The 23,735-nt window shown below is 62.7% G+C and carries 22 protein-coding genes; 12 read left to right on the forward strand and 10 right to left on the reverse strand.

Features of this window, described 5'->3' with window-relative positions:
- The first annotated feature begins 60 nt into the window (after positions 1 to 60).
- Entirely contained in the window at positions 61 to 1,992 is a 1,932-nt protein-coding gene (locus ACQ4WL_RS08660) for a methyl-accepting chemotaxis protein (protein WP_436509339.1), read from the forward strand.
- 7 nt (positions 1,993 to 1,999) lie between these two features.
- Here the strand turns inward: ACQ4WL_RS08660 and ACQ4WL_RS08665 are convergent, their stop codons facing one another.
- Positions 2,000 to 2,899, reverse strand: coding sequence for a LysR family transcriptional regulator (locus ACQ4WL_RS08665; RefSeq protein ID WP_436509340.1), 900 nt, complete (start codon positions 2,897 to 2,899; stop codon positions 2,000 to 2,002).
- Positions 2,900 to 3,008: 109 nt separating this feature from the next.
- Between ACQ4WL_RS08665 and ACQ4WL_RS08670 the strand changes: the two genes are divergently transcribed.
- On the forward strand, positions 3,009 to 3,941 hold the full coding sequence (locus ACQ4WL_RS08670) for a DMT family transporter (protein ID WP_436509341.1): 933 nt from the start codon (positions 3,009 to 3,011) through the stop codon (positions 3,939 to 3,941).
- A gap of 20 nt (positions 3,942 to 3,961) precedes the next feature.
- On the opposite strand, the gene ACQ4WL_RS08675 is transcribed toward ACQ4WL_RS08670, so the two are convergent.
- A complete protein-coding gene (locus ACQ4WL_RS08675) occupies positions 3,962 to 4,840 on the reverse strand; it encodes a serine hydrolase (RefSeq protein ID WP_436509342.1) in 879 nt (292 codons plus the stop codon).
- A gap of 416 nt (positions 4,841 to 5,256) precedes the next feature.
- Between ACQ4WL_RS08675 and ACQ4WL_RS08680 the strand changes: the two genes are divergently transcribed.
- Both ACQ4WL_RS08680 and ACQ4WL_RS08685 read left to right on the forward strand, forming a co-directional pair.
- Entirely contained in the window at positions 5,257 to 6,507 is a 1,251-nt protein-coding gene (locus tag ACQ4WL_RS08680) for a sensor histidine kinase (RefSeq protein ID WP_436509343.1), read from the forward strand.
- Positions 6,504 to 7,253, forward strand: coding sequence for a LytR/AlgR family response regulator transcription factor (locus tag ACQ4WL_RS08685; protein ID WP_436509344.1), 750 nt, complete (start codon positions 6,504 to 6,506; stop codon positions 7,251 to 7,253). Before ACQ4WL_RS08680 ends, ACQ4WL_RS08685 begins: the two co-directional genes overlap by 4 nt.
- 66 nt (positions 7,254 to 7,319) lie before the next feature.
- On the opposite strand, the gene ACQ4WL_RS08690 is transcribed toward ACQ4WL_RS08685, so the two are convergent.
- Together ACQ4WL_RS08690 and ACQ4WL_RS08695 are read right to left on the reverse strand one after the other, a co-directional pair.
- Positions 7,320 to 7,538 carry a TOBE domain-containing protein gene (locus ACQ4WL_RS08690; protein ID WP_099759594.1) on the reverse strand — a complete coding sequence of 73 codons (219 nt, stop codon included), beginning with the start codon at positions 7,536 to 7,538 and terminating at the stop codon, positions 7,320 to 7,322.
- A gap of 123 nt (positions 7,539 to 7,661) precedes the next feature.
- Positions 7,662 to 8,726, reverse strand: a complete 1,065-nt coding sequence (locus ACQ4WL_RS08695; RefSeq protein WP_436509345.1) for a hypothetical protein — start codon at positions 8,724 to 8,726, stop codon at positions 7,662 to 7,664.
- 141 nt (positions 8,727 to 8,867) lie between these two features.
- On the opposite strand from ACQ4WL_RS08695, the gene ACQ4WL_RS08700 reads away from it, so the two are divergent.
- Positions 8,868 to 10,016: a helix-turn-helix transcriptional regulator gene (locus tag ACQ4WL_RS08700; RefSeq protein WP_436509346.1), complete on the forward strand. Its 1,149-nt coding sequence runs from the start codon at positions 8,868 to 8,870 to the stop codon at positions 10,014 to 10,016.
- Positions 10,017 to 10,059: 43 nt separating this feature from the next.
- On the opposite strand, the gene ACQ4WL_RS08705 is transcribed toward ACQ4WL_RS08700, so the two are convergent.
- Positions 10,060 to 11,115 (reverse strand): sulfate ABC transporter substrate-binding protein, encoded by a 1,056-nt coding sequence (locus ACQ4WL_RS08705; RefSeq protein ID WP_436509347.1) that lies wholly within the window; start codon positions 11,113 to 11,115, stop codon positions 10,060 to 10,062.
- A 302-nt stretch (positions 11,116 to 11,417) separates the two neighbouring features.
- Here ACQ4WL_RS08705 and ACQ4WL_RS08710 point away from each other — a divergent pair, with 302 nt between their 5' ends.
- Positions 11,418 to 11,948: a GNAT family N-acetyltransferase gene (locus ACQ4WL_RS08710; protein WP_436509348.1), complete on the forward strand. Its 531-nt coding sequence runs from the start codon at positions 11,418 to 11,420 to the stop codon at positions 11,946 to 11,948.
- 66 nt (positions 11,949 to 12,014) lie between these two features.
- On the opposite strand, the gene ACQ4WL_RS08715 is transcribed toward ACQ4WL_RS08710, so the two are convergent.
- The gene (locus ACQ4WL_RS08715; protein ID WP_436509349.1) at positions 12,015 to 12,827 is read right to left on the reverse strand and encodes a class II glutamine amidotransferase; all 813 of its coding nucleotides are present in this window, start codon (positions 12,825 to 12,827) and stop codon (positions 12,015 to 12,017) included.
- Between the two features lie 234 nt (positions 12,828 to 13,061).
- On the opposite strand from ACQ4WL_RS08715, the gene ACQ4WL_RS08720 reads away from it, so the two are divergent.
- The 3 genes from ACQ4WL_RS08720 (at position 13,062) to ACQ4WL_RS08730 (ending at position 15,765) form a co-directional block, all read left to right on the forward strand.
- Positions 13,062 to 13,898 carry an EAL domain-containing protein gene (locus ACQ4WL_RS08720; protein WP_436509350.1) on the forward strand — a complete coding sequence of 279 codons (837 nt, stop codon included), beginning with the start codon at positions 13,062 to 13,064 and terminating at the stop codon, positions 13,896 to 13,898.
- Positions 13,899 to 13,997: 99 nt separating this feature from the next.
- Positions 13,998 to 14,747: a YcbK family protein gene (locus tag ACQ4WL_RS08725; RefSeq protein ID WP_436509351.1), complete on the forward strand. Its 750-nt coding sequence runs from the start codon at positions 13,998 to 14,000 to the stop codon at positions 14,745 to 14,747.
- Positions 14,748 to 14,805: 58 nt separating this feature from the next.
- Complete coding sequence (locus tag ACQ4WL_RS08730) at positions 14,806 to 15,765, forward strand: LysR family transcriptional regulator (protein ID WP_436509352.1); 960 nt, start codon at positions 14,806 to 14,808, stop codon at positions 15,763 to 15,765.
- On the opposite strand, the gene ACQ4WL_RS08735 is transcribed toward ACQ4WL_RS08730, so the two are convergent.
- Positions 15,729 to 16,208 (reverse strand): PACE efflux transporter, encoded by a 480-nt coding sequence (locus tag ACQ4WL_RS08735; RefSeq protein ID WP_436509353.1) that lies wholly within the window; start codon positions 16,206 to 16,208, stop codon positions 15,729 to 15,731. The genes ACQ4WL_RS08730 and ACQ4WL_RS08735 overlap by 37 nt on opposite strands.
- A 182-nt stretch (positions 16,209 to 16,390) precedes the next feature.
- On the opposite strand from ACQ4WL_RS08735, the gene ACQ4WL_RS08740 reads away from it, so the two are divergent.
- The 3 genes from ACQ4WL_RS08740 (at position 16,391) to ACQ4WL_RS08750 (ending at position 20,125) form a co-directional block, all read left to right on the forward strand.
- Entirely contained in the window at positions 16,391 to 16,834 is a 444-nt protein-coding gene (locus tag ACQ4WL_RS08740) for a hypothetical protein (RefSeq protein ID WP_436509354.1), read from the forward strand.
- A 139-nt stretch (positions 16,835 to 16,973) separates the two neighbouring features.
- Positions 16,974 to 17,828 carry a DUF5672 family protein gene (locus ACQ4WL_RS08745; protein WP_436509355.1) on the forward strand — a complete coding sequence of 285 codons (855 nt, stop codon included), beginning with the start codon at positions 16,974 to 16,976 and terminating at the stop codon, positions 17,826 to 17,828.
- Between the two features lie 131 nt (positions 17,829 to 17,959).
- The gene (locus ACQ4WL_RS08750; protein ID WP_436509356.1) at positions 17,960 to 20,125 is read left to right on the forward strand and encodes a putative bifunctional diguanylate cyclase/phosphodiesterase; all 2,166 of its coding nucleotides are present in this window, start codon (positions 17,960 to 17,962) and stop codon (positions 20,123 to 20,125) included.
- Positions 20,126 to 20,385: 260 nt separating this feature from the next.
- Here the strand turns inward: ACQ4WL_RS08750 and ACQ4WL_RS08755 are convergent, their stop codons facing one another.
- Genes ACQ4WL_RS08755 through flgK form a run of 3 tightly spaced genes read right to left on the reverse strand, consistent with a single transcriptional unit; the run spans position 20,386 to position 23,718 of the window.
- The gene (locus ACQ4WL_RS08755; protein WP_436509357.1) at positions 20,386 to 21,429 is read right to left on the reverse strand and encodes a hypothetical protein; all 1,044 of its coding nucleotides are present in this window, start codon (positions 21,427 to 21,429) and stop codon (positions 20,386 to 20,388) included.
- A gap of 5 nt (positions 21,430 to 21,434) precedes the next feature.
- Positions 21,435 to 22,346 carry a flagellar hook-associated protein FlgL gene (flgL, locus tag ACQ4WL_RS08760; protein ID WP_436509358.1) on the reverse strand — a complete coding sequence of 304 codons (912 nt, stop codon included), beginning with the start codon at positions 22,344 to 22,346 and terminating at the stop codon, positions 21,435 to 21,437.
- Between the two features lie 10 nt (positions 22,347 to 22,356).
- Positions 22,357 to 23,718: a flagellar hook-associated protein FlgK gene (gene flgK, locus ACQ4WL_RS08765; protein ID WP_436509359.1), complete on the reverse strand. Its 1,362-nt coding sequence runs from the start codon at positions 23,716 to 23,718 to the stop codon at positions 22,357 to 22,359.
- Positions 23,719 to 23,735: the final 17 nt, after the last annotated feature.

Raw genomic sequence — 23,735 nt, forward strand, 5'->3', positions numbered from 1 at the left:
GGAGTGTGCGTGGCAAGGCCTCTGCTTCACACCATAAAAATCACCACAAAGGAGTACACCATGTTTTCATCGTTGCGCACGCGTCTGGTGCTCATTTGCGTTTCCATCGTCGTGCTGTCCATGCTGGCCTTGTCGGTCGCCAATTACCTCACCACGCGCAGCAGCATGCTGGCGTCGTCCGACCAGCAGATGCAGCAACTGCTGCAGAGCCAGTCGGCCGTGCTGGCGCAATGGGTCGATGGCAAGAAAAAGGTCATGGCATCCGTCGTGATGTCGGCCGAGACGCCCGATCCGCTGCGCGCCTTCCAGATCGCGGAAAAGGCCGGCGATTTTGCCGAAGTGTTCATCGGCTACGCGGACAAGCGCTCCGTGTTTACCCATCCGGGGCGCCCGGCCGACTTCGATCCCACGGCGCGTGCCTGGTACACGGACACCATCAAGGCGGGCGTGCCCATGCTGACGCCGCCGTATGTGGACGCGGCCAGCCACAAGCTGGTGGTGTCGTTCACGGGGCCCGTGGGGCCAAAAGAGGCGCTGGTTGGCGTGGCGGGCGCGGACGTGCTGCTCGATACGGTGATCGCCAACGTGGTGGCGATCAAGCCGACGCCGCACAGTTTTGCCTTCCTGGTCGACCAGGGCGGCACCATCATCGCCCATGCCAACAAGGACCTGAGCCTGCAGCCGGTGGGAAAAATCGATGCGGCGCTGTCGGCCGCGCAGGTCAACCGATTGGAAGGCACGCGCACAAGCGAGGCCGTGCGTCTGAATGACCGCGACGGCATGCTGTACGTCACGCGCGTGGCGGGCACTGACTGGCTGCTGGCCGTGGTGCTCGATCAGCAGGAAGCCATGCAAGCCTTGCAGACGATGCTGACGACGGCAACCGTCACGGCCGCGCTGCTGACCGGACTGGCGGCGCTGCTGCTGTCGCTGCTGGTGTTCAAGATGCTCAAGCGCCTGGAGCTGGTGCGCGATGCGCTCGACGATATCGCTTCCGGAGAAGGCGATTTGACGCGCCGCCTCGACGCTTCCGGTGTCGATGAACTGGCGCAGATCGCCGGCGCCTTCAACCGCTTCATCGACAAGATCGCCGCCGTGCTCGTGAAAATCCGCACGGCCAGCGAATCGGTGAAAGTCTCGTCGTCGGAAATCGCCGCCGGCAACCAGGACCTGTCGTCGCGCACGGAGCAGCAAGCGAGCTCGCTGGAAGAGACGGCCGCCTCGATGGAAGAGCTGACCAGCACGGTGAAACAGAATGCGGACAATGCGCGCCAGGCCAACCAGATGGCGCAATCGGCATCCGGCGTGGCCAGCAAGGGCGGGCAAGTGGTGGCGCAGGTGGTCGATACCATGGCCTCGATCAACGACTCATCGAAGAAGATCGTCGACATCATCAGCGTCATCGATGGCATCGCCTTCCAGACCAATATCCTGGCCTTGAATGCGGCCGTGGAAGCGGCGCGCGCGGGCGAACAGGGACGCGGCTTTGCCGTGGTGGCGACGGAAGTGCGTAATCTGGCGCAAAGATCCGCTGGCGCAGCGAAGGAAATCAAGCTGCTGATCGATGATTCGGTGGGCAAGGTCGATTCGGGCGCGCGCCTGGTCGACGAGGCCGGTGCGACGATGCAGGAAATCGTCGACAGCGTGCGCCGCGTGACCGACATCATGGGCGAGATCACGGCCGCCAGCGTCGAACAAAGTTCCGGCATCGAACAGGTGAACCAGGCGATCGCGCAAATGGACCAGGTGACGCAGCAGAATGCGGCCCTGGTGGAAGAGGCGGCGGCGGCCGCCGAAAGCCTGCAAGACCAAGCCAGCACTCTGGCGCAGGTGGTGGGCGTGTTCAAGCTCGATGACGGGCAGGCGCCAGCATCGCAGCTGGCCAGGCCCGTGGTGCGCGCGCCCATCGCGCCGCGCATCGCCAGCCGCCCGGTCACCAAAGCGGCCGGCCGCAAGACGGCGGAACGCAGCGAGGAGTGGGAGACTTTCTAAGCAGCGTTCAAGCGCGGCGGGGCGCCAGGGTCGGCGCCATCTGCTTCGCCACCTCAAAAAAAGCGTTGGTGGCCGGCGTGTTCTGGCGCCGGTCGCGCACGGCCAGGCCCACTTTTCGGCTGACGGGCGGATTGAGCGGCAGGGCCACCAGCTCCGGATACTGCTCGCGCAAGCGCTGCGGCAGGGCCAGCTCAGCCACGATGGACAGGCCGTCGCCGCGGCTGACCATGTCGAGGATGGTGATCACCTGGCTGATGCGGTAGGGCACGTGCGGCTGCAGTCCCGCGTTGGCGAACAGAGGTTCGATCAGGCAGGCGCAGCCCGCCTCGGACATGATGAACGGACCTTCGCACAATTGCGCCAGGGTGATGGCCGTTTCGCTGGCCAGCGCATGGCTGCGCGGCACCAGCGCCATCATCTGGTCTTCCACCAGCGGCGCCGTGTCGAAGCGCTCGTCGGGCAGCACGACGAAGCCCACGTCAACCCTGCGCTCGCGTATCCATTGCACCACTTCATGGTCGGCGCCTTCATCGATGCGCAGGGTGATGCCCGGATAGCGCAGGCGGAATTGCGCCGTGATGGCCGGCAGCAGATTCAACGACGAGGTAGGGCCAAACGAGCCGATGCGCAAGCTGCCCTGGCGCTGCCCCAGCACATCGGCCGCTTCCTGGCGCATGGCTTCGGATAGCCCCAGGATTTCGCGCGCGCGCACCAGCAACTGGCGGCCCACGTCAGTCAGCTCGGCCGAGGCCTGGTGGCGCACGATGAGGTCCACGCCCATTTCCTTTTCCAGCGCCTTCAAGGCATGCGAGACGGCCGACTGGCTGATGCCCAGCTGCGCGGCGGCGGCGGAAAAGCCGTGCAGTTCGGCCACCAGGGTAAAGATTTCCAGTTGCGTGAAGGTCATGGTGTGGCTTTCCTATGGTATGAGTATTTACTCATTATTTAATGAGTTGATATTAGTATTAATATATATGTGCAGCGTCCGCTGCACAAGCGACATCATAGGACTTTCCATGCGTACTTCCGCCGTACCTTCCGCCGCCTTGCCTGCCGTGCAATCGCCGCTCGTCTACCTCAAACTGATTTTCGTCGCCCTGTTCTGGGGCGGCACCTTTATCGCCGGTCGCGTGCTGGCGCAGCAGATGCCGCCCATGACGGCTGCCAGCGGACGCTTCGGCGTGGCCGTGCTGCTGCTCGTCGTGCTGGCCTGGAAACTCGAAGGCGGCTTGCCGCGCCTGGATCGTAAGCAATTGATGACGACGGCGGCGCTGGGCCTGACGGGCATTTTTCTATACAACCTGTGCTTCCTGGCGGCCCTGTCGCGCATGCCGGCGGGGCGCACGGCCCTGTTCGTGGCCCTGAACCCCATCGTCACGGCACTCGCCTCGGCCATGCTGTTTCGCGAACGGCTCGGTTCCTTCAAGTGGCTGGGCATCATGCTGGCGTTTTGCGGCACTGCCATCGTCATCACGCGCGGCGATCTCGCTGGCGTGTTGCATGGTACGGGCGGCGGCATCGGCATGGGTGAAGTGTTCATGTTTTGCGGCATTTCCAGCTGGGCCGCCTATACGCTGATCGGCCGCGTCGCGCTGAAGGGCTTGAGCCCGATTGCCGCAACCACGTATGCGGCGATGTGGGGCCTGGCCTTTTTGCTGGTGGGGGCGGTGGTGGAATTCCCCACCGTGCCATGGCACAGCTTTGGCTGGCAAGTGTGGGCCGCCATCGGTTACCTGGGCGTGTTCGGCACGGTGATCGGCTTTGTCTGGTATTACGAAGGCGTGAAAGCGCTGGGACCATCGCGTACGGCCGTGTTCAACAACCTCGTGCCCGTGTTCGGCATCGTGCTGGCGGCGACGCTCTTGGGCGAACCGGTGCTGGTCTCGATGCTGGTGGGCGGCGCGGTGACGATAGCCGGCGTGGTGATGACCAACCGGCAAGCGAAATAGCTCTGGGGTTAACTTATAGCTCAGCGGGCGCGGCGGCGTTTCGATGGTTTCACCGGCGCCTTCTTGTGCCGGCTGACGGACGCGCGCATCACTTTCGGCTCTTCGATGCCGTTCTCTGCCGCCAGCAGACGGCGGATGTTGACGGCGTCCATGGCGCGCACGGAATTGGCGCGCGCATTGAGCAAGATCATGGTGGCGAACTTGCCGGCCGACTTGATGCGCATGATCAGGCAACGGCCCGCCTCATTCGTGTAGCCCGTCTTCGACAGGCCGATGTCCCAGCCCTTGGCGCCCACCAGGCGGTTCGTGTTGTGGTATTCCACGTCGCGGCCCTTGATCTGGATCACGTCCTTCGAATCGGTGGTGATGCGGCTGATTTCCGGGTAGCGCGAGGCGGCCACGGCCATCTTGACCAGATCCGCTGCCGTCGACTGGTTGTTCGGCGACAGGCCCGTCGGCTCCTCGATGACGGTCTGGCGCATGCCCAGCGCCTTGATCTTGGCGTTGACGGCCACGGCAAACGCCGTCGGGCCGCCGGGGAAGGTGCGCGCCAGCGAGGCGGCGGCGCGGTTGTCGGACGACATCAGCGCCAATTGCAGCACGTCGTGGCGGCTCAGGGTGGCGCCGACGGGCACGCGCGAGGTGCTGTGTTTCAAGGTGTCGACATCCTCGCGGTCGATGCTGATCTCTTCCTGCATGTTGGCCTTGGAGTCGAGCACGACCATGGCCGTCATGAGTTTGGTCAGCGAGGCGATGGGCACCACCACGTTGGAATTTTTTTCAAGCAAGACTTTGCCTGTGCCATCTTCGACTACCAGGATCGACTGGGAACCGAAGGGCACGGCGATGGCCGCTGTCGAAAGCGTCATCAGCACTGCGGCGAACATTTTTTTGAGCATGGGATCGTATGTGGAAAAGCAGTTTTGGGGCGCCATCAAGGGCGCTGCGCGCAAATCCGGAAGCGGGCCGCGCGGGGACGCGGCGTGTATCTCGGAGGCAATATTTGCCAAGCTTAAACAATACCATTAAAGATCAAACGATGTCTACGGTACAGGCCCGTGACAAGCGGTGTTGCAGCCAATTTGGCAAATAAAAATGGCTAATCTTGCCGTAGTGAAAATTGTTGCGTATTTATTGATTTCGTTATGGAAACTTCGTATTATTTCAGCAAGATGAGCAGCGATGGTCTGGCAGGCCGCGTGCGCTTCGTCGTTGATGCCTGCCCCTTCGTGCTTCGTCGCCCGGCGCTATGCTCTGCAACAGGGGCACCGTAGACTGCGTTCATGCCTGAATTACAGACCACGGAGAACGCATCGTGTTAAAAAAATATACGGACTGGTACCGCAGCATCGACGAAGAATCGCTGCTGGTGCTGAAACACCCCGAAATGGCGGTGCAGGTCCAGGGCCGCGCGCGCCGCTACATCGCCATGAAGCTGGCCAGGCTGACGCCGATCGAGCGCCAGCAGCTGCACGGTTTCCTGCTCAAGTACCGTGGCGCCGGGTTTTACATTGCCGCGTTCAAGCTGATGCTGCTGTTCAGCGCCATCGGCGTCGCCCTGCACCTGCTGCTGCCGGCCAGGTTCGAGTTGCTCAAGGCCCTTGTCTTCAGCAACGGCTTGGGTTTTGCGCTGGCGTGGGGCCTGGTGGGCGTCTGGTTCAATTACCGCAGGTCCGTGCGCTACAAGTTCAAGAAACTCTTGCTGATCGTGTCTACCTGCGCGGCAGGGGTGGCAACCGGCGTGCTGCTGGCCGGCTTGAGCGATACCGGTTCCATGGGCATGGCCTTCGAGCGCTTGCTGCGCGTGGGTGGCATCGCCTTGCTGGTGGCAGGCTTGTTTTACATGGTGCCGCTGGCGATCGTGACCACTTGGCGCAACCGGCAATACGAAGCGCTGACCCTGCAGTTGCAGCAAGATGCCGAGCGCGACCGCCTGGCGCGCGAATTGAGCGAGTCGCAGCTGCGCCTGCTGCGCGCGCAGATCGAACCGCATTTCCTGTTCAATACCCTGGGCGCGGTGCAGCAGCTGGCCGAGCAGGGAGCGCCCAGGGCTGCGGCGCTGACTGCCGACCTGATCGCTTTCCTGCGCGCCAGCCTGGCCGAGATGCGCTGCGAGCAAGTGCCGCTGCAAAGCGAGTTCGACATGGTGGCCGCGTATTTGCGCGTGATGCAGGCGCGCATGGGCTCCCGCCTGCGCTATGCACTGGACTTGCCGGCCGAATTTGCACACGCGACGATTCCCAGCATGATTTTGCTGACCTTGGCGGAAAATGCCATCAAACACGGTATTGAACCGTCCTTGCGCGGTGGCGAGATCAGTCTGTCGGCGTTGCGGGTGGACGGCATGCTGCGCCTGCGCGTGCAAGATACGGGCATGGGCTTGCCGGAAAGCGACGCGGGCAGCGCGCCGGGAGGCGGCCTGGGCCTGGAAAACGTGCGCAGCCGGCTGCTGTTGTCCGATCCGTCCGCCAGCCTGACCGTGTGCGATGGAGAGGAGGGCGGCGTGATCGCTGACATATTGTTGCCCATTAAAATTGCATCCAGCCTGAAGGAGCCTGCCGCATGAACTCCACCATCCTGATCGCCGAAGACGAGCCGCTGATGCGCGAGCGCCTGCAGACGATGCTGGCGCTGGCCTGGCCCGAGGCGCGCATCGTGCTGGTGGCGGAAAACGGCAACGACGCCTGGGACGGTTTCCTCGAGCACGAGCCGGACGTGGTCTTCCTCGACATCCGCATGCCTGGCCTGTCGGGTCTGGAAGTGGCCGAGCGCATCGGCAAGCGCGCCCACGTGGTGTTTGTCACGGCCTACGACCAGTACGCCGTTGACGCGTTTGACGCCGGTGCCGTCGACTACCTGTTGAAACCCGTGCAGGCCGAGCGGCTGCAGCGGACGCTGGCCCGCCTGCGCGACAAGCTGGGCGCGCAGCCAGCCGATATGGCCAATCTATTGCATTCGCTGCGCGCTGCCTTGCCAGCGCCGCCGCGCGACAAGTTGAAATGGATCAGGGCCAGCGTGGGCAAGCAGATCCGTCTGATCGACATCGATGACGTGCTGTTCTTTCAGGCTGACACCAAGTACACGCGCGTGGTGCTGGCCGGTTCGGAAGCGCTGGTGCGCACGCCGCTGAAGGATTTGCTGGGCGGCCTGGATCCCGACCAATTCTGGCAAATCCACCGCGGCACCATGGTCAACGTGAAAGCCATCGAGGCGGCCGAGCGCATCAATGCCGAGCGCATGCAGGTCCTGCTGCGTGGCAGCACGGAAAAGCTGCCCGTCAGCCGCACGTTTACATATCTGTTTCGCGATTAGCCTGCAATGCAAACGCCGCGCCGCTGCCGGATGGCAAGGGGCGCGGCGTCAGTGGGTGGACAACGCTTACTGGATCTTGGCGATCGACACTTCCGTCGACTTGACCAGTGCGATGACTTCGCTGCCCACTTTCAAGTCCAGGTCCTTGATCGAGCGCGAGGTGATCACCGATGTGACGATGCCGTGCGGCGTTTCCACGTCCACTTCCGACACCACGGGGCCAAAGATGATTTCCTTGATCTTGCCGCTGAACTGGTTGCGTACATTCACTTCCGAGATAGCCATGATGTTTCCTTTGTGCCTGTAATACGCCATGCGGCGCGACAAGGCCAGAGTACGGCGCGCGCGCGCTTTTGACCACGAATCGATGCGCATATCGATATGCGAAAAGGTTCATGTGGAAGTGCGTCAAGGCGTAGCAGCAAGGTGCGTGATCGCGTTCTTAAGGACGAGGTCACATCGCGCCATCATGTCCATATATTTGTCGGGCAGCTGCTTGTTGCGACTGAAGCGGTTGAGCATATTGATGCACATGTCAGTCAGATGATTTTTCTGCAAAATCTGCTCAACGATATGCGCCGTGGCCTTAGCGATATGCTCTGCTGCTGTTGGAGAAAGCTGATTACCGCTCTCATCGGGCAAGGTCATAAACCCGGCTTGTACCTTGCTTGCTTCGACTTGTCGTTCCAGTAACGATACCTTGTCCTGGGCAGATACCACCGCCAGTCGCGCGGCTATTACCTCAGTCGGCGCGGAACTGTTCTTGCCGTCTTTGGTCTGATGTTCAAGAAGCGCCGCTCTGTCGGGGTGATCGCCGGTACGCGCGTTTTGCGTGCCTGCCGTGTCGTTCAATTGTGTCAGAGCTGTTTTCTTGTCGTTGAGATCAAGTTTTGCCTGTTCGAGTGTGTTTTGCAATTGCTTGGTGGCCTCCGTGTCTGAAAGCGGCAATTTGGCTGTCTTGCGCGGAGTCATCACGCCCGTTAATTGCTCGATGGCCAATACTCCCAATGTGAGATCCTGCGAGCGCGCCATGAGCATCATTACATCGCCGTCGGAAAGCCAATTGTTTTGTGCGTATGCGCAGATACGGAATAGATGCTCGCGCATCAAGGTGATCGATTGCGAATGCAGGCCGATACTTTGCGAATTGGCCTGCAACGCATTCGATACCGAAGCTGCGTTGCCTTCGGTGCTGACAGATGCGCCTAGCGATGAAATATAGGCTTGCAAGGCGTCGGGGGTAGGCTCGGCACAGATCACGCCTTCGGCATCGGCATATGCCAGGCGTTGCGGCGCATCTAGATGTATCGCAGTGCCATGCTTGGGCAGTGCCGTAGTGCGATCGATGGTGTTGAAATTGGCGCAGGCCGAGAGCGACAGCATTACCGCGCTGCTCACTGCCAGGCGCCAAGAGGTATGGGTGAGGCGAGCCGACACAGTATTGTCGGAAACGCTGGTGTGTATGGCGGGCATGATCTGACTCCTTGAACGTTGATGGTTGCATTGATCGGCTGGCGACAGCGCCGCAGGCCGCCGCCATTGACAACATGGTGCATGGCTTGGTGCGCGTACACATCCTTCATATGAAGGATGTGGTGCTATTGGGAGGGGGGCGTGAATACAGAAGGCGCCGATCCTGTCATCGCCGCCTTTTACCGGGCGGCATTGGAACCGCTGCAGTGGAGCGTGGCGATGCGCGCGTTCGCCCGGCTGGCGGGCGGTGAAGTCGCCTGCTGTTTCCTGAAGGCGGAAACGGGCGCGGTGCCGTCGCGCGGCTATGTGACCGGGCTGGACCAAAGTGCCTGGGAGGACGGTTACCGCCGCTACTATCACGCGCTCGATCCCGGCTATGTGGTCCTCACCCAGAGGCCGCCTGGGCGCATGCACTTGATGCAAGACTATTTCAGCGACCAGGCCGTGGCGCGCAGCGAGTATTTCCAGGATTTCTATTTGCGCGCGGGCGTGCGCTTTTCATGCAGCGGCGTCGTGCGCGACAACGGCGCGCTCACCATCCTGTCGGCGCACCGCGCCGCCGGCCAAGGTCCCTATGATCGGAACACGCGCGGCCAGTTGCAGCGCGTGCTCGATCATTTGCCGCAGGTGTTTCGCCTGCGCGATACGGCACAGCAAGCCCAGGCGCATGGCGCGCTGGCCTGGGAGGGGCTTGATGCCTTGCCGCGCGCCATCTTGCTCGTTGATGCGGGTTTGCGGCTGGCCTTCATGAACCAGGCGGCGCAGCGCCTGCTGGCCGCCATGCCCCCGACGCGCCCGCTGCTTGCCTTGCGCGGCGGCAGCGTGGACGTGCGCGCAAGCCAGCTGCAGCAGCAACTGGCGCAACGCGTGCGGCAAGCGTGCGCAGGGCTGGCCTGCCACCGTCCCGCTCCCTTGTATGCCTGCGATGAGGATGGACGGCCGGCGCTGGAAATTGGCGTCCTGCCATTGCCCGTGCGCATAGGACAGGACGGTGCCGGCGATGGGGCGGCGATGGTCATGCTGTCCCTGCGGCCATTGTTCCGCGCAGGGCGGCGGCACTGGCCGGGCACGGCCGAGCGCCCATGCGGTTTGACGGGCGCCGAGTGGACGCTGGCGCTGGCGCTGGCGGACGGCGTGGAGCCTGCCGAGTACGCGCAGCGCAAGGGCGTGTGCATCAGTACCGTTCGCAGCCAGATCCAGGCGATCCTGGCCAAGACGGGCACACGCCGCAGCAGCGAGATCGCCAGCCTGTTTAGCGCACTGGAGTGGGACGCTGGCGCACCGCCATAAAAAAACCGGGACAAGTCCCGGTTGTTGGTTGATGCAGATCAGATTACTTCTGATAAATTTTGTCGAATTCGCCACCATCGTCAAAGTGTTTCTTTTGCGCCTGTTTCCAGCCGCCAAAGACGTCATCGATGGTAAACAGGGTGATCGGCTTGAAGCTGGCCGCGTATTTCTTCGCTACCGTGGCTGAACGGGGGCGCAGGTAGTGTTTGGCGACCAGTTCCTGGCCTGCTTCCGAGTACAGGTATTGCAGGTAGGCCGTGGCTTGCTTGCGGATGCCGCGGCGGTCGACGACCTTGTCGACGACGGCCACTGGAGACTCGGCCAGGATGGAGATGCTTGGATACACCACTTCGAAGTTGTCGCCGAATTCCGCGCGCACCAGTTGCACTTCATTTTCAAACGTCACCAGCACGTCGCCGATTTCACGCTGCGTGAAGGTGGTGGTGGCGCCGCGGCCGCCGCCGTCGAGCACGGGCACGTTCTTGAACAGCTTGGTCACCAGCTCGCGCGCCTGCGCTTCGCTGCCCCCCTTTTTCACAGCATAGCCCCAGGCTGCCAAGTAGGTGTAGCGGCCATTGCCCGAGGTTTTCGGATTCGGCACGATGACCTTGATGCCGGGCTTGGCCAGATCGTCCCAATCCTTGATGTGTTTCGGGTTACCTTTGCGCACCAGATACACCATGGTCGAGTAAAACGGGGCCGCATTGTTCGGGAATTTCTTGGCCCAGTCGGCCACCACCAGGCCGCGGTCGACGAGGATATCGATGTCATTGGCCTGGTTCATGGTCACGACGGACGCTTCCAGGCCATCGGCGACGGAGCGTGCCTGCTTGCTGGAACCGCCGTGTGATTGCTTGATGGTGATGGTTTCGCCCGTTTTGGCTTTCCAATCAGCAACAAATGCAGGATTCACGTCCTTGAACAATTCGCGCATTACGTCGTACGAGGCGTTCAGCAAGACCACGGGTTCGGCCGCATTGGCGACCATCGGCAGGCTCATGGCGGTAGCCGAAGCGGCCAGGGCGCTGGCCAGGAACCAGCGGCGCGAGCGTTGGGTGAGCGTCGCTGCGCCAGTCGATACGGCCTTGGAATGGGTCATGTTGAACTCTTGTTGTGAGAATAGACAGGCATAGTCTAAAATTCCGGCCGGAAAAGAAACGAATTTTTCGTAATATGCTTAGATCCGATTCCCGTTTCTGCTGAAAAACAGATATCGATTTTTGAAATGATTCGTGGGCAAGACGACAGTCAAGGCTTAGCCTGCAAGGGTTCCGTCATAGGCGAAACCATCCTGTGGCGTGGCGCGAAAAAACCCGATCGCGCTGCTTGGTGTATAGTCGAACGGCGCGATACAGGGGTAAAACCGTCTGCATCGGCAACTGGAATATTTTGTGAGCGTACATGAGTCTTGAAATTCGTATTGCAACATCGACCGACGCTTTCGAGGCATGCAACGTATTACGACGCTCCATCGTCGAATGTTGCAGCCTCGATCATCGGGACGATCCGGCCATCCTGGAAGCCTGGCTGGGCAATAAAACACCGCAGATGGTGGCGTGCTGGTTTGCGTCGCCTACCAATTTTTCGCTGGTCGCAGTCGAGCAGGGCGCCGTCGTCGGCGTCGGCTTGCTGACGCGCGCCGGCAAGCTGGCCCTGTGCTACCTGCTGCCCGAGGCGCAAGGCCGCGGCGCCGGCAAGGAGTTGGTGGAGCAACTGGAAGCGCAGGCGCGCGAGTGGGGCATCAAGGCCCTGCAATTGCACAGCACGGCCAGCAGCCAGGCCTTTTTCGTCAAGCAGGGGTATCTCGAGGCGGGCAATGTGCGTTCGCCGTATGGCGTGGAAACGGTTTTTTGCTGGAAACAGATTGATCCCGCAGGTATCGCTAGTGGCGACCCCAAGCGCAAGCGCTTTTGCAACTGCAATTCGGCCTGACGGCTAACCTGCACTTCAGCCCGCCCATCCGGCGGCGGGCTTTTCCCTTACTTTGACTATTTCCCTTCAGTAACTGATCTGGATATACACGCCCGGCTGTGCGCTTTCGTTTGCTGGCAGCAAGGTGCCGCCGGCAAACAGTTTCAGTTCGCCGGGCGCGAACGCCAGCCAATCCTCGTTTTGCGTCAGCGGATGCGTGGCGATGACGGCGATGCGGTCGTCCAGGTGGTTGTGCTGGCGAAAGTCGATGCTGCGCTCGCAGTCGATCAGTTGCGCCACGGAAAACGGGTATTCGCGTATTACATAGTGCAAATGCGTGGAACAGTGGGCAAACAGCAGTTCGCCATCCGACAGGATGAAATTGAAGCTGCCGTGCATGGCAAGCTCGCGCGCCACGTCGCCGATGGCGGCGCGCAACGCGGCGCGCGTGGGTTCACCTGCGGGAAACTGCGTGCGCAAGCGGGCCAGCAGGTGGCAGAAGGCCTGTTCGCTGTCCGTGTCGCCGCTGGCGCGGTAGTAGGCATTGGCGGGCGGGCGCCAGGTTTTCAGGTCGCCATTGTGGGCGAAGGACCAGGTCTTGCCCCACAGTTCGCGGGCGAACGGGTGGGTGTTTTCCGGCGCGATGCGGCCCTGCGTGGCCTTGCGGATGTGCGCGACGATGTTTTTCGCCTTCACGGGATGCTGCTGCACGGTGGCGGCCAGCGGCGAATCGACGGCCGCCAGGTGGTCCGTCAGCAAGGTGCAGCCACTACTGGAATGATAGGCGATGCCCCAGCCGTCGCGGTGCTCGTCCGTGCGTCCGCCCCGTTCGGCAAGACCGGCAAAGGAAAATCCCAGCGCTGCTGGCTTGCTGCTGTTCATTGCGAGTAACTGGCACATGGCGGCCCTTCCTGATGGTGTCGGCACATGCCCACAGTAAAGGCCGGGGCAGGTCGCTGGAAGGAATGTTTCCGACTATCGTTATGCGCTGTCCATTGCGGTGTTCTTATTTGCTGGGGGCATATCAAATGGCGAAACCATTCGTTCTCCTTTGCATGGCGCTGCCTTACTCTGCACACTTTGGCGCCATCTTCTCCATGCGGGACGCTGGCGCAGCCCGATGAAGGAGCACGTATGCCATTTCCCGTCCTGAATAATTACCTGGCCCGCCTGTCGCATCAAACCCAGGCCGGCACCAGCGTCTGGCTCGACGGGGAGGGCAGGGCGCTGGGACGCTTTTTCAATTGCACCATGACGAGCGCCTTCCAGCCGCTGCGCGAACTGGGCAGCGGCAAGCTGGTGGCGTTCGAGGGCCTGGCGCGCAGCGTGTCGAAGGCGGACGAGGGCTTGTCGCTGTGGCGCCTGCTCGACCATGCGGCCAGCGACGATGAATCGGTGGAGCTGGACCGTTTGTGCCGCATGTTGCATGCGATCAATTTTTTCCGCCAGAGCGAAGCGGAGCGGTCCGACCTGTACCTGAACGTGCATGACCGCCTGCTGAGTGCTGTCAGCAGCAATCACGGCCACGCCTTCCATCGCATCCTCGATGCGCTGGGCTTGCCCATCGAGCGCATCGTGCTGCAATTGCCGGCGGTGACGCCGAACCAGGGCTGGCTGCTCAATTACGTGGCCGACAATTACCGGCGCAACGGTTTCCGCCTGGCCATCAACGTGGCCAGCGTGCACGAGGCAAGCGGCATGCTGGAGCGCTTGCACCCGCATGCGTTCAAGCTCGACGCGGGCAACCTCAGCGACGAGCAGGCCGTTGCCAGCTTCGTCACCCTATGCCATGCGGCGAAAATTCGCGTCATCTTCAAGCGCCTCGACACGCCGACCGCGCTGTCCGCGCTGCAGCGCGTCGCCGTCCTCACGGGCTTGCCCATCGTGGCCCAGGGCTATTTGCAGGACAAGCCCTTGACGGCGCTGGCGCAGGAAAACTGGGAGGTCGCGGCCAGCGCCGCCGCCGCGTAGGGCGCCAGATGCTGAAATGAGGGCGACACGATAGGCATTGAGGGTTTTTCTTCGCGGCACAATACGCTATAGTATTCCCATCGCTAAATTGGACTGACTATGGCATCGCGCAGAAATTTTCTACATCACGGTATGGGCCTGGCCGCGCTGGGCCTGGTTGTCACCCCGCTCATCGGCTGCGCCTCGCGCACGGCTGCTCCCGCCTCGGCTTCGGCCAGCGCCAAGCCGCGTGCGCCGCGCACGGGCGTGCCGCCGCAGCCGACGCAACTGGCCAGCGTCGACCGCTCGATCACGTCGCAGTCGCGCCAGGTCATCACGGAGCTGGAACCGCCTCCCGACATCTTCGACGCGCAGGCGCTGGACCTGGAATTCTGGCTCAAGCCCCGCACCCTGGAAGTGGTGCGCCCGGCCAGCAATGAAAAGGCCAGGCTGCTGTACTGGAAAGATGGCGAAGTCATCGATTCGGCTTACCAGGAACTGTGCCACTTGCTGCGCGACGTGAACGGCAAGAAGACGGCACCCATCGACCCGAAACTGCTGGAAACCCTGTGGGGCACGCAAGCATTCGTGGCCCGCTACGGCATCGAGCAGCCGCTGGAGATTTTGTCGGGCTACCGCACGGCCGAATCGAACAGCCGCCTGCGCGAAGCGGGCGTGCCAGCTGCGCGCCAGTCGCTGCATATCTCGGGCCGCGCCGCCGACATCCGCGTGGCCAACCTGAACGCGGAAGTGCTCGGTTCCCTGGTGCGCAGCTTCAAGCAGGGCGGCGTGGGCTTCTATTACCGCTCTGGCCCGCGTGGCGGCTGGATCCATGCGGATACGGGCTTGCAGCGCACCTGGAAGGGGTAAACGCCCACGCCAGGCAGGTGCTATATAGCCGCCGTCGCGGTAGGGCAGTGGATGAGGCATGTTGACTTCGGTCATTGCCGATTTGACCGCCGGCGCGTCAAAAAGTGCCATCCTTTTCCACTCCATGAAACTCTCCAGCCATAACATCGAACTGTTCCTGGCCGTCGTCGACGGCGGCTCGTTCTCGGCCGCCGCGCGCGCCCTGCGGCGGGCGCCGTCAGCCGTCAGCATGGCGATGGCCAACATCGAGGCGGAACTGGGCATCGCCCTGTTCGACCGTGGCGCGCGCGAAGCGGTGCCCACGCCGGCCGCGATGGCGCTGATTCCCCACGCGCGCCTGATCGCCGAGCAGTTAAAGCAGTTGCACCTGCACGTGCAGGAATTGTCGCAGGGACTGGAAAGCCGCATTTCGCTGGGCATCGCGGCCGAGCTCGACCATGCGCCCTTCCTGGCAGCGGTGCGCGCACTGTCGCAGCGCCATCCGCTGCTCGACATCGAGGTGCTGACGGCACCGCAGGACGATGTGCTCGACATGCTGCACCGGGGCCGCATCAGCGCCTGCATGGCCTTCGCTGGCGGACGCATCAATCACGAGGAACAGTTCCAGCTGGTGGGCAGCGACGCCTTGCTGGCGATTATTTCCACCCAGCATCCGCCCAGCGCGGCGGGCCGGCCCCTGTATATCGAGGAATTGGTGAATTTGCGCCAGATCATCGTGGCCAGCCGCGAACTCGACCTGGCCGATGCGCGCCCCGTGGTGGGCTTGTCCTACTGGCGCACGGACAGTTTGCCGATGGCGCTGGCGATGGTGGAGGCCGGACTGGGCTGGGGCAACTTTGCCGCCTCGGCCATCGCCCACTCGCTGGCGGCAGGAAGGGTGCGCCGCGTGGCATTCAAGAATACGGGCAATGGTCTGGTCGTGCCCATCCATCTGGTGTGGATGAAGGACCGGCCGTTGGGCATGGCGGCACGGTCCTTTCTTCAGTTGCTGACCGAGGTGCCGGCAGAGGCACCCTGAAGTCCGGCCGGCTCTTCCTTCGGCTGCTGGGCAGACAGGGGCACGCCGAACAGGCTATCGAAGAAGTAGTTGAAGATGAAGCTATAGCACGGGATGATCAGCATCAGGGCGAAGTCCAGTACGAAGGCTTGCCACAGGCTGATGTTGAGCCACCAGGCGATCAGCGGGATCAGGTAGATGACCAGGGTGATCTGGAAGCCGATCGCATGCAGGATGCGGCGCCAGACGGTGCGCGTGCGCGACACTTGGCGGATTTCCCAGTACTCGAAGGCCGTGTTGTAGAGCAGGTTCCAGATCACGGCGATGGTGGTAATCATGATCGCCAGCGGGCCCGTGCTGGTGGGCGATTCGCCCGAAAGCAGGGTCAGCCAGGCCGTGGAAATGGCCATGCCGATGATTTCAAAGGCGCTGACGTAGACGATTTTGCGTTTGATACCTTGCATGTAAAGCCCGTAAAGAAGAGATGGCGGCCATTTTAAGTCAGGCACGCTGATGTTAAAAGTTAATAGTCATCAGTTTTTCTGATGAATGTGCGCCAGCAATACCAGGCTGCCCGTGAACGGTGGATAATGGCGGCTGGCGGGCAACCGGTCCCGCCGCATCACCGCAGAAGAGGTCAACGAGCATGCAAGGCGCAGCAGACAGCAACATCCCCGACACCCCCGCCAGCCCGGACGAACGTCCCCGTTTTCGCCCCCGTCCTTGGGAGCACCTGGAAACGCCGTACGACGTGGAAGTGTGGATCGAGGAGCATAACCGCAGCATGCAGGACAATATCCGCGCCACGGAAACGGGCGTGGGCATCTGTTTTACCCTGGCCGAAGGGGGTGACATTTATATGCAGACCAGCGCCGACGGCGCCGTCGTGCTCGACGTGACGCCGGACGCGGCCTGGGTCTCGCCCCTCATCAGTGCGGCGACGGGCTGCGAGGCGCCGGACTCGTCGTTGTGGATCTTGCCTGACGACAAACTGATCCAGCTGATCGTGGGTCTGTCCAGCCTGGTGGCCAGCACCTTGCTGGTGGCGGGCCATGATTTCGGATTGCGCCGGCGCAGCATGGGCCGCTGAACCGTTCGGACGGTGGTGGTGCCGGGCGGCCATGCCCCTTGTCCGGCTCCGGTTTGCGCTGTATGATGTGTGCGTTGCAAAATATGCCATGCCCGCGCATGGCATGCCTTCCGTTGTACACTCCGATGAAAAGCCTGCGATGCATAATGACAAGCTCGACCTCCGCAACATCAGCCTGGTGTGCGTGGAAACGCGTTACCCCGCGCTGGCCAGCTTTGCCATCGAGCGCTGCCTGGCCGGTGCCGATTTCAAGGAATGCCTGCTGTTCACTTCCCGCCTGCATGACTTGCCCCCGCATATACGCCAGGTGCTGATTGCTCCCATCGAGAGCGTGGAGGCGTATTCGGCATTCATGGTGCATGAGCTGGGCGCCCATTTCAGCGGCACGCATGTGCTCATCATGCAGTGGGACAGTTTCATCGTCGATGCGCGTCAATGGCAGAGCGCTTTCCTGGACTGTGATTACATAGGCGCACCGTGGTCGCATCGCCCGGTGGCCGTCGGCAATGGCGGCTTTTCGCTGCGATCGCGGCGCCTGTACGAGGTCTTGCCACAGCTCTCCATCGAGCAGCCCCATCCCGAGGACTATGCGATCTGTGAGTTGCATGGCGGCCAGCTGCGCGAGGATTTCGGCGTGCGCTTTGCCGACGCCGGCCTGGCGTCCAGCTTTGCCTTCGAGGGCATTGTGCCCACCGCTCCCACGTTCGGCTTCCATGGATTTTTCAACTTTGGCCGGGTGCTGGATGACGCGGAACTGACCGGCTACCTGCTCCTGTGCGACGATGCCATAATGCATGCGCCAGCCGTGCGCGGGCTGATCAAGCAGCTGTATCGCTCCGGCCGCTACCGGATGACGGCACGCGTATTGCGCCGGCGCCTCAACGGTGGCGCCGCCATGGTCGCCGACGCCTGCCTGCTTGCCTTGCGCGCCGGCTGGCTTGCGCTCACGCGTGGCCACTCGCGCGCCGCTGCGCTGCCAGCACGGCTGTCCTGACGGCGGTGCGCCGGGGCGCGCTTGTGGTGAAAGTGGCATACCGGCATGCATCGCTCGACACTGCGCATCGCGCATGCTAGTCTCGGTACTGCACCCACCTGGTTGCCAGGGCGGCAGTGCAAAGGATAGCCATGCATACACCACCGCAAGCGGTACCTGCTCCGGATTCCTCTCCACGCTGCCACGACGGCATGCCGCAGCATGCCGCGCCCCTGCTTGACGATGGCGTCTTCAGCCCGGAGCGGGTGAAGGCTGAACGCGAGCAAGCCTATTTCAACGATTTATACCTGCTGGCGCCCGTCGCCTATTTCGTGCTGGGCCTCGATGGCGTGATCCTGCAAGTCAACCTGGTGGCGGCCGAGCTGTTCGGCCTGCCGCGGGAACGGCCCGGCCATGTGCTGTTCCGCGCCTATGTGCACGAGGCGTTCCGCCACGATTACGAGCAGTTCGTGCAGCGCGTGCTCAATAGCAGCGAGCCCGAGCGCATCCAGCTGCAGGTGCGGCTGCATCCCGGCGCGCGCGAGGCCGGCTTGCCCGTCAGCCTGCTGGGCAGCGCCGACCCGAACGGCCAGGCGCTGCGCCTGGTGCTGGAACAGGCCGAGGGCAAGCTGGCCGCGCTTGAACGCAGCGAAGAACGCTTCCGGCGCATCGTACACAGCGCCGAGGAGGGTATCTGGGAAATCGATGCGCAGGCGCTGACCAGCTTTGTCAATCCGAAGATGGCGCAGATGCTGGGCTGCCAGATCGAGGATATGCTGGGCCAGCCGCTGGCGGCCTTCATGGATGACGAGGGACGCGCCATTCTGGAGCGCAACATTGCGCGGCGCCAGGATGGCATTGCCGAACGCCACGAATTCAAGTTTCTGCGGCGTGACGGCAGCACCCTGTGGGCCACGCTGGCCACCAATCCCATCTTCGACTCTGGCGGCACCTACCTGGGTGCGCTGGCGCTGGTCAGCGACATCACGGTGCAGCGGGCAGCGTCCGAGCGCATCTGGCGGCAAGCCAATTTCGATCAGCTGACGGGGTTGCCGAACCGCCACATGTTTCTCGACCGGCTGCAGCACGAGGCGCACCACGCCAGGCGCGAAGGCGCTTGCCTGGCCCTGTTGTTCATCGACCTCGACCATTTCAAGCAGGTGAATGACCGCCTGGGCCACGAGAAGGGCGACATGTTGCTGCGCCAGGCGGCGCTGCGCATCAGCGAACGCGTGCGCGCCACCGATACGGTAGCGCGCCTGGGTGGCGACGAGTTCACCGTCATCCTGGCCGGCGTGGGGCAGCTGGGCGGCATCGAGCGCGTGCTGCAGGAACTGACGGCGGCGCTGGCCCTGCCTTTCATGCTCGACGGCGACACGGTGCAAGTGTCAGCCAGCGTGGGCGTGGCGCTATATCCGGCCGATGCCGAGGCGCCGGATGCCTTGTTGCGGCATGCCGATCAAGCCATGTATGCGGCCAAGAGTGCGGGGCGCAACGGCTACAGCTATTTCACGCCGGCCTTGCAGCAAGCGGCCGAAGTGCGCCGCAATACCGTGCGCGAGTTGCGTCTGGCACTGGCGCAGGACCAGTTCGAAGTGCATTACCAGCCCATTATCCGCCTGCGCGATGGCGCCATCGAGCGGGCCGAGGCACTGCTGCGCTGGCGTCATCCGCTGCGCGGCTTGCTGCTGCCCGCCGATTTCATCGCTTTTGCGGAGGCGAACGGCTTGATCATCGATATCGGCGAGTGGGTGTTTCGCCAAGTCGTGCGCCAGGCGCGGCAGTGGCAAGATGAGCATGGCGCCGCGTTCCAGATCAGCATCAACAAGTCGGCCGTGGAATTCTGCTGCGACGCCGCGCTGTACCAGGATTGGGGCGGGCACCTGGCGCGTCAGGGCCTGGCGCCGGGCGCCATCATCATCGAAACAACAGAAGCGGTGCTGCTCGACGAGGCGCGCCAGGTGGTTGACCGCCTGCGCCAGTTCCGCGCCATGGGCCTGGCGCTGGCGCTCGACGATTTCGGCCGCGGCCAGGTGTCGCTCGCGTGCCTGAAAACGGCCGATATCGACTTTCTCAAGATCGACCGTTCGCTGGTAGGCGAACTGGGGCGCGATGATGCCGGGCAGAGCCTGTGCATGGCGCTCATCGCGCTGGCGCAGCGGCTGGGTCTGAAAGTCGTGGCCGAAGGCGTGGAGACGGCGTCGCAGCGCGATCTGCTACGGGCTGCCGGCTGCGATTATGCGCAGGGGTATTTCTTTTCCCGCGCGTTGCCGGCAGGGCAGATGGACCGCCTGCTGGCGGCTCAGCCGGCTGCCTGACCGGTCGCCTGCGCCTGCCTGTCGCCTTCCATCAGCTGTTCCACGCCAGCCAGAGTCGCGGCGGCGCTGACCTGGGGCAGGCCTGGCCAGCCGGACGGCGCTTCCTATCAAGGTAACTACGGAAGTGGATGACGCAATGCGCTGGCGTATGGGGTAATAGGCCAGCAACAGCAGCATCTTGCGGATGTCCACCGTCCTGAGCCAGGGGCTATGCCCCATTTAGTGCCGCGTGCGCCAGGGCAGCGCACGCGGGAGGGGGCTTATTCCAGACCCAGCAGGGCGACGACCCGCTCACGGCTGATGCCGACGAGCGCCGAGCTGATCGCCAGCAGCGATTCATAGCCGGGCTGGCTGGCCTTTTCCGTGAAGTTTTCCGCCAGCGTATCCATGCTGACGCTCACTTGCACCGGTTGTGCGCGGGCGACCCGGCCCGTCGCTTGCGCCAGGGCGAGGCTGACGGAACTGCGTGCCGCCTGCAACTGCGCCAGCGCCTGCACCACTTGCTGCAAGGTGGCGCGCAAGGCTTCCACGTCGCCGGTATGCCATTCTTCCGGGGCGATGGCGGCCGGTTCGGCATCCGTGCGCACACGGCTCATCTGGCCGGTCGGATAGCGGATGCCACTGCCGCGCACGGAAAGGCTGTCGCGCACGTTGGCCCAGCCGGCTTCCGACGTGCTGAATACCAGCTCGCCATTCTCGCCCAGCTTGACGCCGATGCCTGACGGCATGAATGCGCGGTCGAAGCGGGATACGATTTCACTCTGGCTCAGGCCAGGTTCAATATTCACCGAGCGCAAGGTCTGGTTCGCGCCGCCGACGGAAAACGCCAGCACTTCCTGCGGTCCTTCCTGCAGGCTGGCCATGGTCAGGCCGCGGATGCTGAAGTTTTGCTGTGCCGCTTGCGGGCTGGTATAGCTGAGCTGTGCATCGAGCGTGCCGCCCGAAGCGCTGGCGCGCTGGCGCCAGGTATTGCTGAACTGGCGTACTCTCGCCTCGACTTGCCCTTCGCGGCCCTGGCGCGCGGCCAGCTTGGCCGCCAACTCGCTTTTCAGCGCTTGCAACTGGCTGCTGCTGCGTTCCAGGTAGTCGAGGGTTTGTTGTGCGTTAGAAATTTCCCCCTGCAACTGGTGATCCCAGTTGCTCAGGCCACGCTGCAGGCTCGCCGTCGAACTCCTCGCTGCCGGCGCCTCGCTGCGCGCGCTGGCGCTGCCTTTGACCGCGGCGGACGCGTCATCGACGACGCGGGCTGTGCCGGCGCCTTTGGCATTGACGCCGGAAGAGGAGGAGGTCTGAACGATTTGCATGATGGTCAGAGAAGATCAAACAGGGAAATGGTGCCAACCTTGGCGTAGGCTTTATAGGTTGCCTGCAGGGCCGTCTGGTAGCCGGTCAGTTCAATGGCCGCCGCGCCCATGTCGGTCTTTTTCAGGTCCAGCAGGGCAGAATTGTTCGACAGCGACACATTGGAGAGGTTGCCGGAGAGCGTGGTGAGGATGTTTTGCGCGCCGCCGAAGATGGCGATCTTGCCAGAGAGTAAATCCATGCCGTCATCGGTGCCATCGAGCGCCGCGCCAACCACGCTGCGCACGGCCGGATCGTTCGGGCTGACGCCAGGCTTGCCCAGCGTGTCGATGGCCTGGTCGATCTTGTTCAACCACACTTCCAGGTTCTTCACGTCGACGTTGGCCGCCTGTGTCACACCATTGCCTACCACCACGGTCTGCGTGGCAGTGTTGCCGTTATAAGTGTAGCGCAAGCCGGGGAGCGCGGCGGAATTGAACGCGATGGCTGGCTTGTCCGTATCCGTGCCGGAAAACATGTAGCGGCCTTCCTGGTCCTTCAGGTTGGCCGTGTACAGCACGCTGTCGCGCATGGCGATCAGCGATTGCGTCATCGCATTCAGGTCGTCCGGCGCATTGCCGCCGTCGGCGGCCCACACCAGCAGGTCGCGCGCCTGGCCCATGTCGGTGACCATGCTCGACAGGTAGTTTTCGTTTTTCAGCAGGCGCACTTTCACCGTGGCGATATTGTCCTGGTATTGCGTGACCATGGCTTGCTCGCGCGTCAGGCGCGAAATGCGCACGTTGCCGATCGGATCGTCCGATGGCAGCTGGATGCGCAAGCCGGAAGACATTTGCTGGGTCAGGAAGTTGATGCGTTCCTGATTTTGCTGAAGCGATATATTGATCAGCGATTGGTACTGGCTGCTGGCGACACGCATGCTCTTCTCCTTAACCCATCATTTGCAAAGTGGCATCAAACAAGGTATTCGCCACGGAAATGACTTTCATGTTTGCCTGATACATATTCTGGAATTCGACCAGGTTCATCGCTTCCTCGTCCTTGTTTACGCCGCTGGTGGACTTCCAGTCATCGATCGCTTGCGCGCGCACCGTGTTGGACGTCTTCAGCAAGGACTGGTTCTGCTGGCTATAGATGGCCAGCTTGCCGACGAGCTGCGTGTCGGCGTCGCTCATCAGGACGGAGCCAACCCAGCTGACGGTGATCGGTTTATTCTTGATATTGATCAATTCCTGCAAGTTGCCACTGTCGCCAGCCGCGCCCGTCAGCGACAGGGCCAGGTCCTTGGCGTTGAAGCCGGGGGTAATGCTCAGCTTGCCGTTCGCGTAGGCCAGCAGGGGGCCGCCGGCGGCGCCAGCCATGGTCTTGCCCAGGGCCAGCTGCGCATTGACCTGGCTGGTCAACTGCGTGGCCACGTCTTGCAGCGACTGTTGCAGCGGTTTCAGGGTATTTTTCTCGAATTCGCCCAGGCCACCCATCTGGCCGCCGATGGCTGCCATATCGAGGTTGTACGAGGACTTGGCGAAATCGAGGCTCAGGGTTTGGTCGCCCGTGTTCGTCATGCCGCTGGTCAGCGTGCCGGCCAGGCTGCCGATGACCAGCGGCTGGCCCGACTTCAGCGCGATATTGCGCGAGCCGTCCGGCTGGTCGAGGACGTCGATGCCCATTTGCGAGGCCAGGCCATCGATCAGCTGATCGCGCGCATCCATCAGCGACGACACGTTCGTGCCTGAGGCCGTGGAGGTGCTGATACGCTGGTTCAGCGCGGCGATATTGGCCAGGGTGGTATTGGCTTGTGGCACGATCGCTGCGCGTTGCTGCTGCACCGACAGCAACTGGTTGGCCATGACGGTGCTGATGCTGTTGAAGCGCTGCGCCATGGCGTCGGCGGAAGTGACAATCTGCTGGCGCAGCGGTGTCGAGGTCGGGTCAACGGCGGCCGCGTTGAGGGCGGCGAAAAAGCCGTCGATGCCGTTGCTGATGCTGGAGGCATCGTCACCCATCACGCGCTCGAGCTGGGTCAGGTAAGGCTGGGTCTGCGAACGGGCGCCCTGGTCGGACGCTGCGCGCCACATTTGCTGGCTTTTATACGCATCGGCAAAGCGCAGCAAGGCGGACACTTCCACGCCATTGCCGGCCGAGCGCACGCCGGCGGTGGCGCCCAGCGAGGACAGCAGCACGCCCTGGCGCGTGTAGCCTGCCGTTTGCAGGTTGGCGATGTTCTGGCTGGCCGCATTGAGTGCGGCCTGGGCGGCGATGCTGCCTGACAATGCATTGCTGATGATGCTCATTGGGCAAGTTTCTTTCG

This window comes from Janthinobacterium kochi (assembly GCF_051380715.1).
GTDB lineage: Bacteria > Pseudomonadota > Gammaproteobacteria > Burkholderiales > Burkholderiaceae_D > Janthinobacterium.